Source organism: Candidatus Aquicultor sp., from assembly GCF_054640775.1.
In genome coordinates, this window is the sequence record NZ_JBTSLF010000116.1 from 2,192 (window position 1) to 8,479 (window position 6,288).

7 protein-coding genes are annotated in these 6,288 nt (G+C 52.9%); 2 read left to right on the forward strand and 5 right to left on the reverse strand.

Translation table 11 applies throughout. The features are described 5' to 3' along the window. Positions 1 to 89: 89 nt before the first annotated feature. The 4 genes from hslO to ACYC56_RS09915 form a co-directional block, all read right to left on the reverse strand. Positions 90 to 992, reverse strand: coding sequence for an Hsp33 family molecular chaperone HslO (hslO, locus tag ACYC56_RS09900; protein ID WP_461374018.1), 903 nt, complete (start codon positions 990 to 992; stop codon positions 90 to 92). Positions 993 to 1,022: 30 nt separating this feature from the next. Then, entirely contained in the window at positions 1,023 to 1,301 is a 279-nt protein-coding gene (locus ACYC56_RS09905) for an acylphosphatase (RefSeq protein WP_461374019.1), read from the reverse strand. Positions 1,302 to 1,389: 88 nt separating this feature from the next. After that, positions 1,390 to 1,932, reverse strand: a complete 543-nt coding sequence (locus tag ACYC56_RS09910) for an HNH endonuclease (protein ID WP_461374020.1) — start codon at positions 1,930 to 1,932, stop codon at positions 1,390 to 1,392. Between the two features lie 174 nt (positions 1,933 to 2,106). Beyond that, entirely contained in the window at positions 2,107 to 3,672 is a 1,566-nt protein-coding gene (locus ACYC56_RS09915) for a protein kinase domain-containing protein (protein WP_461374021.1), read from the reverse strand. A 248-nt stretch (positions 3,673 to 3,920) separates the two neighbouring features. On the opposite strand from ACYC56_RS09915, the gene ACYC56_RS09920 reads away from it, so the two are divergent. Beyond that, a complete protein-coding gene (locus ACYC56_RS09920; RefSeq protein WP_461374022.1) occupies positions 3,921 to 4,808 on the forward strand; it encodes a BON domain-containing protein in 888 nt (295 codons plus the stop codon). Positions 4,809 to 4,859: 51 nt separating this feature from the next. Here ACYC56_RS09920 and ACYC56_RS09925 read toward each other — a convergent pair whose 3' ends face one another. After that, entirely contained in the window at positions 4,860 to 5,531 is a 672-nt protein-coding gene (locus ACYC56_RS09925) for a type 1 glutamine amidotransferase (RefSeq protein ID WP_461374023.1), read from the reverse strand. 173 nt (positions 5,532 to 5,704) lie between these two features. Between ACYC56_RS09925 and ACYC56_RS09930 the strand changes: the two genes are divergently transcribed. Next, a partial coding sequence (locus ACYC56_RS09930) for an RsbRD N-terminal domain-containing protein (protein ID WP_461374024.1) occupies positions 5,705 to 6,288 on the forward strand: 584 nt, incomplete at its 3' end.

Sequence of the window (6,288 nt, forward strand, 5' to 3'; positions counted from 1 at the left end):
GGCTCGCCCTAATTTTCACACCGATATCTTCAAGCTCCATGTCGTTTCCTTTCCAACCTACAAGCAACCATATGTCACCTGCTCTTTAACTACTCTACTTTTCGTAATCCGCTGCGTTCTTTTATTTTCTCGATAAGCGCCTGCAAATCCTCTATGGAGAACGTATAAAGCTCGTCGCAGAAGTTGCAGCGCATTTCGATCTCCTCGCCGTCGGCGATCATCTCTTTGATCTCTTTGATGCCAAGCGCTATAAGTGTGCGCTCAGCGCGTTCGTACGAGCAACCGCAGAAAAAGCATACGTCACGGGTCTCCATAAACTCAGGGCCGAGACCATGTAGAACTTTGGAGAGCATCTCTTGCGCATCCATGCCTATGTTGACCATATCGCTTACCGGCGGGATTTTTGAGATGTTATCCTCGATCTTTTCGATAATCCAGTCTTCCGCGCCGACCAACGTCTGGACAAGGTATCCCCCGGCTGCGGCCACCGAGTTGTTCGGCAGCACGAGTACGCCGAGTGCAACTGCAGAGGGCTGCTGCTCTGACGAGGCAAAATAGTAGCTCAAATCGTCGCCGATCTCACCACTTACGAGTTCGACGATGCCACGGTAGGGCTCGCGCAGCCCCACGTCTTTCACGACCGACATTATCCCGCGCTTGCCGACCGCGCCGCCCACGTCGAGCTTACCGCGCTTGGACGGCAGATGAATATGCGGGCGCCTTACGTACCCTCGAATATTTCCTTCGGAGTCGGCGTCGCCGGTAACTTCCCGCAGCGGGCCGTCGCCCTTGACCTGCAGTGTGACCTTCTGTCCTTCTTTTAGCATGTTGGCCATGAGCGCGGCGCCGGTCATAACTCTTCCAAGGGCCGCTGTGGCCGTCGGGAATGTATCCTGGCGCCGGCGCGCCTCATCGACTGTATCTGTTGTAACTACGGCAATCGCCCGCACCATCGAATCGGCGGCGGTCGCCCGTACCAAATGATCATTCATACTACTTAACCAACCCTATCTCTGTTTTCTTTATCTCTTTATCGCAAATGACTTAAAATCGCCTTTGGGCTCTTCCCAATCTATCCTAACGTGGTCGACCGCCGCCCGGGACGGGCCGCGCTGGCACCATTCGACCAGATCGTCGACCATGACATCCTCACCCTCGAGCACCGCCTCGACGTCGCCGGAGGGCAGATTTCTCACCCACCCTTTAACTTGGCGAAGGTCGGCCATCTCCTTCATGCTCTGCCGGTAATAGACCCCCTGAACGCGACCCTGGATGAGAAGATGTAAGCGTTTTTCTGTCACGTGGCTGTTTCCTCCGCTCGTGTGTGTAATAAAAATTAGGCTGGAAGTTCAACCTCCAGCCTATCGAAACCTTCTCTGTGGGTCAAACTCAACCTGTATTCAGCGCTGCCTTGACAAACGGCTCGATGTAAGCGCGCTGCGTTTCGTCCACAGTCTCGCTTAAAAGAACGAGCGCGATATAACGCGGTTCGAACGGCGTGGTCTTCGGATACATCTTGACTTCGTACGGCATCTTATCGCTCTTCTTGTGATTGCATGTCGAGCATGCCGTGGTCACGTTATCCCAGGTATCAAGACCGCCTCTCGAAACGGGTTTTACGTGCTCCCTTGTTAAGCGCTCCTTCTTTTTAAGGTCGCGTTTATGCCTGCCGCAATACTGACAGGTATAGTTGTCGCGGGCAAAAAGAACTGCGTTGCTGACAACCGAACGGAAACGGCGCGGAATTTCGACATAGTGCACAAGGCGAATGACCAGCGGATAAGGAAAGTCCCGTTTCTCGGTTCTAATGCGCTTGCTTACGTGGGTCTCGACTATCTCCGCCTTCTCCTTGAGAACAAGAATCAGCGCTCTTTTGACAGGAACAAATGTTAGAGGTTCGGTGCTCGCATTTAATATCAATGTCTGCGCCATAGACTTTCGCGGCTTCGTCTAATCTGTGGGGATATACACTCATCCCCGGCTGGATCCGCCGCTTAAGGCCTCCATTAATTGATAAATCTTGAGCAAAATTATACCAGATTACGCAATTTTACTAAAGTAATCACATGGGGAACCCGTTTTATACGGCAGCGGGCTTCCTACGCCTTAAAAAGCCCTCCCGTTGGCTTTTACCTCGTAGATTTTAGCCCTGCACTTGCCCGGCCCTCTGGCGGGTAGTTTGGTAATCCAGATCAAATAGTACCTGTACGGACCCCCAGTAGTTTTAAACGACGTCTCTTTTGGCGCGTTTTTGATCTGTCTTAGGGTGCTCCACTCCAAAACGTCGTTTGAGCCCTTGATAGCGCCGGACCAGTTCCCGGATGAAGTTATCACCAACTCCTGCGCTTCAACGGCTTTCCCATAATCCATATATACCCCAACACCGCCCTTGTGCTCACCAAAAATCGATGATTTATAAGTTTCGGTCGACCACGCCGTATCGGGATCGCCATCTATTGTGTTCCCCACCTTGTCGGGATTCTCATCGCCATTTCCATTTGGGTCGTAATCGACTACATCGGTTGGTATCAGCGGCCCGAACTGCGGTTCTTTTATGGTTTCGAGCTTAATTCTTTGAATCGACCGTTTCTTGGCTACCGCCGTAGAATCGTCGCTTGCGCCCGCGAAATAGACGAGCGTACCGACGATGGCTAACACGCAGACGGCAATCAACGCCTTGGCAAAGGTGGTCAGCCTCCTGCGCTTTCTGCGCCGCCTCGGATCGGGCCTCCTGGTTCGCACGGGGGCGCTTTCCCTTGATTCTGCGACTGGTCGCGGCTCAGCTTGCCGGGCCCGCTTTTTACGGGCAAACTTGGCTTTTATTCGAGGGCTCGATTCTAAAAGCTCCTGCTTCTCAGGGGAATCCCAAAATGCCAAATCCTCCAGGAGCTTGTTTGCATCCTGGTAGCGGTCATCAGGGTCTTTGCTCAAGAGCTTATCGACGATGATCTCAAGAATCGGGGGCACTTTTGGATTGAGTTCGCGCACCCGGGTGGGTTTTTCGGTTACGTGCTTGCCGGCCACTTCAACCGAGGTCGTGCCCTCAAACGGGGCGCGGCCGGTGAGCATCTCATAGAGGATTACCCCGAGCGAGTAGATGTCCGAACGCCGGTCCGCCTGCCTTCCCCGTGCCTGCTCGGGGGATATATAGCGCGCGGTGCCCAGGATTTTTCCTGTCTGCGTAAGCCCCGGCATCATCAACGCCCGCGCGATACCAAAATCGGTGACCTTGACGACATACTCATCCGCGAGAAGAATGTTCTGCGGTTTTATATCCCGGTGGATAATCGCCCGCTCGTGCGCATGCCCTAGCGCCTCTGCGACTTGACCCGCGATAAAGACGGCCTCGTTTACCGGCAGCGGCCCCCGCTCCTCGATCACCTGCTTGAGCGTTTTGCCCTCGACGTGCTCCATAACGATATAATAAATACTGTTGGCTTCTCCCGTATCGTAGATGGTGGTGATGTTCGGATGGATGAGGCTTGCAGCCGCATAGGCTTCCCTCCTAAAGCGTTCGATAAAATGGGCGTTATTGGTAAACTGCCCGTGCAGTATTTTAATTGCTATCTCGCGCTCCAAAACCGAGTCAAAGGCCTTGTACACGACCGCCATGCCGCCGCGGCCGATCGCCTTATCGATTGTGTAGCGCCCGTTAATAACTTGTCCCTGCATGAATACCCTGTATAAACTACTTATTTTGCTTCTTTAATTGCGCTAATCCACCTAATATTCAATCATTTTACACCGAGCCGGCCAATAGCGAAACGTATCGGTTGAAGGTCACCCCTGATACATCCCCGCTCATTCGGGAATAATACCATTGTACGGCGTCTTCAGGACGCAGTTTTAAAATTTCTGCGCATGACGGAAGTATTGTGAATATGGCGCTGCGGATTGAGACTAAGGAAATGGGTGGGCGTATGAAAGAACAAGAGCAAGAATACCTAAGAAACGAAATAGCACAGGCGTTGGAGCGCGAGCCGAGGATCGGCGCCCGCATCGATGTAGAAGTACAAGGCCGGATCGTCAGGATAAGCGGTATCGTGCGAACGCTCGAGCAGAAAGAAATCGCCGAGCAGATTGCGCAACGCTTCGGCCCGGTGCAACTCGACAGCGATATCATCATTGAATCGCCAATGATCATCGACGATGGCGATGTGCTGGCCGAAGCTCGTAAGGCCATCGCTAAAGATACCGACCTCGCCCATGATATCGGCGTGGGCCGGGTTGTCGACGGGATCGTCTACCTCCAAGGACACAGCGAGAGCGTCTTTGAGATCGAGCGTGCCGCAGATATTGTAGCCAGCGCACCGGGGGTAAAAGACATCGTTTCCGAGGTGAGGATTAAGACAGATGTCCTTATCACCGATGTTGACCTGGTGGATGAGGTTATGCAACGATTACGGGTCGAGCCCACGATCGAGGCCGAGTCCCTCACCGCATCGGCCAAAAACGGCACCGTGAAAATCGAGGGCACGGTTAAAAACATCAAGCAAAAAATGCTTGCCAGTAACCTGGCAAAACAGATGCCCGGTGTGGTTAAAATCGAAAACGACCTGGCGGTAAGCGAACACCCGGTAAGCCTCGACGTGGCAACCGAAAACGAAGTTCTACGGGCGCTCGAGATGAGCAGAATCAATATGACCAATATGCGGGTGAATGTACTCGACGGTGTGGTCTACCTGGACGGCACCGTGGACACGTATGGGCAAAAGGAGTTGGCCCAAAAAATAGCCGGAAAGATACCGGAAGTGCGTTTTGTGCAAAACGACCTGGTAATAGGCTTTCATGTAGAAAAAAGCGCATAAGAAAGGTGCCCCCAAGGGCGTTTGTATGTAGTGGGCTTGCAGAGCAGAGAACTACCCGCTCCGCTCCGTGCTGAGACATAGTTCAACAAAGTTATCTATCAACCGCTTATTTGGGACGCTGTCGAAGGCCGCCTCGTCGTTCCATTCCTCGACCGGATCGGCGAAATGCTCGTTAATCCCATACTGTATTTCGGGGTGAAACTGCGTCGTCCAGATCGGCAAATCGGCGTGCGCCATCGCCTGCACGGCGCAGTACTGCGAACTCGCGATGAGCTTAAAACCCTGCGGCAGTGTCTCGATGCGATCCTGGTGGTATACCGCCGATTTCCACGCCGGAGGCAATCCATCAAATATCGGGGCTTCCTGCACTTTTACGACATCGGCAAACCCCACCCTGCGTTCACGACGCACCACCTCGCTCCCAAATGCTTTTCCGATAAGCTGGTGCCCGAAGCATATCCCGAGAACCGGCAGCCGCAACGAAGCGGCCCGCCTGATAAGCCGGATTTCGTCCTCTATCCATGCCTTGGAATCATTTACCGAGGGAAGACCGCCGCCAACGATAAGGCCCGCGGCAGCTTGCGGTACGTCATCCGGAAACCCACTGATCGGCTCAAATATAACTGTGTCCAGTTTCCCCGCGACAAGCCTCCGCATGACAAGCGATAGGTTCTGCTCCGCGGCTACATCGTCGTTTTCTAGAATTACCAGGAATTTTTCCAAGCCATACCTCCCCCAGTGCTACTAAATTATATCCATGCAATAAGCGTGATTACAAGACAGCACGCCCGGCACCAGGCACTGCGTTTTCGCGACTGGTTTTCCATGAAGCAAATGTGGGTATAAAAAACCTTGTCTACTTGCCCAACAAGAGAGAGGAGGTCTGCTTGCAAAGTTTGAAGTGGGAGAAAAACCAAACCACACTGTTGAATGAAGCCGCAGAGGATTTCCGCGATCATATATGGACAATCGTTGAAAAATGGATGCTCAGCCTGAAGATAAAAGAAGGCAAAAATAGCTGGAAACGGTTCCCCGAAACACAACTTGTCGATAATCTGCCGACGCTGTTACGAGGTATTTCGAAGGTCATAGAAGACCCCGCGCACATCGTTGACTTTGAGCCGGGCGGCGTCATCTATGAGGCCGCGTCCGAACTCGGTCGAAACCGCCGGCTGCGCGACTTTGAGCCCGCTGAGGTGCTATACGAGCAGGAAGTGCTGCGCGATATCATCTGGGGCTACTGCCGGGAAAACCTTATATCGCTTGATGTGTACGAACTGGAAAAGCGGATAAATCGACCTGTCGATAAGATGGCCTCAACGATCATCGACAGCTATGTAAACATCTATGCGATGGAACTGAAGCACCTTGCGCGCCGCGACAAGCTCACGGATTTTCTCAATTACGAGGCGTTTAAGGAAACGCTCAGTGATGAGCTGAGACGCTCGCGCAGATATCGCCACTCGTTTTCGCTCATTAT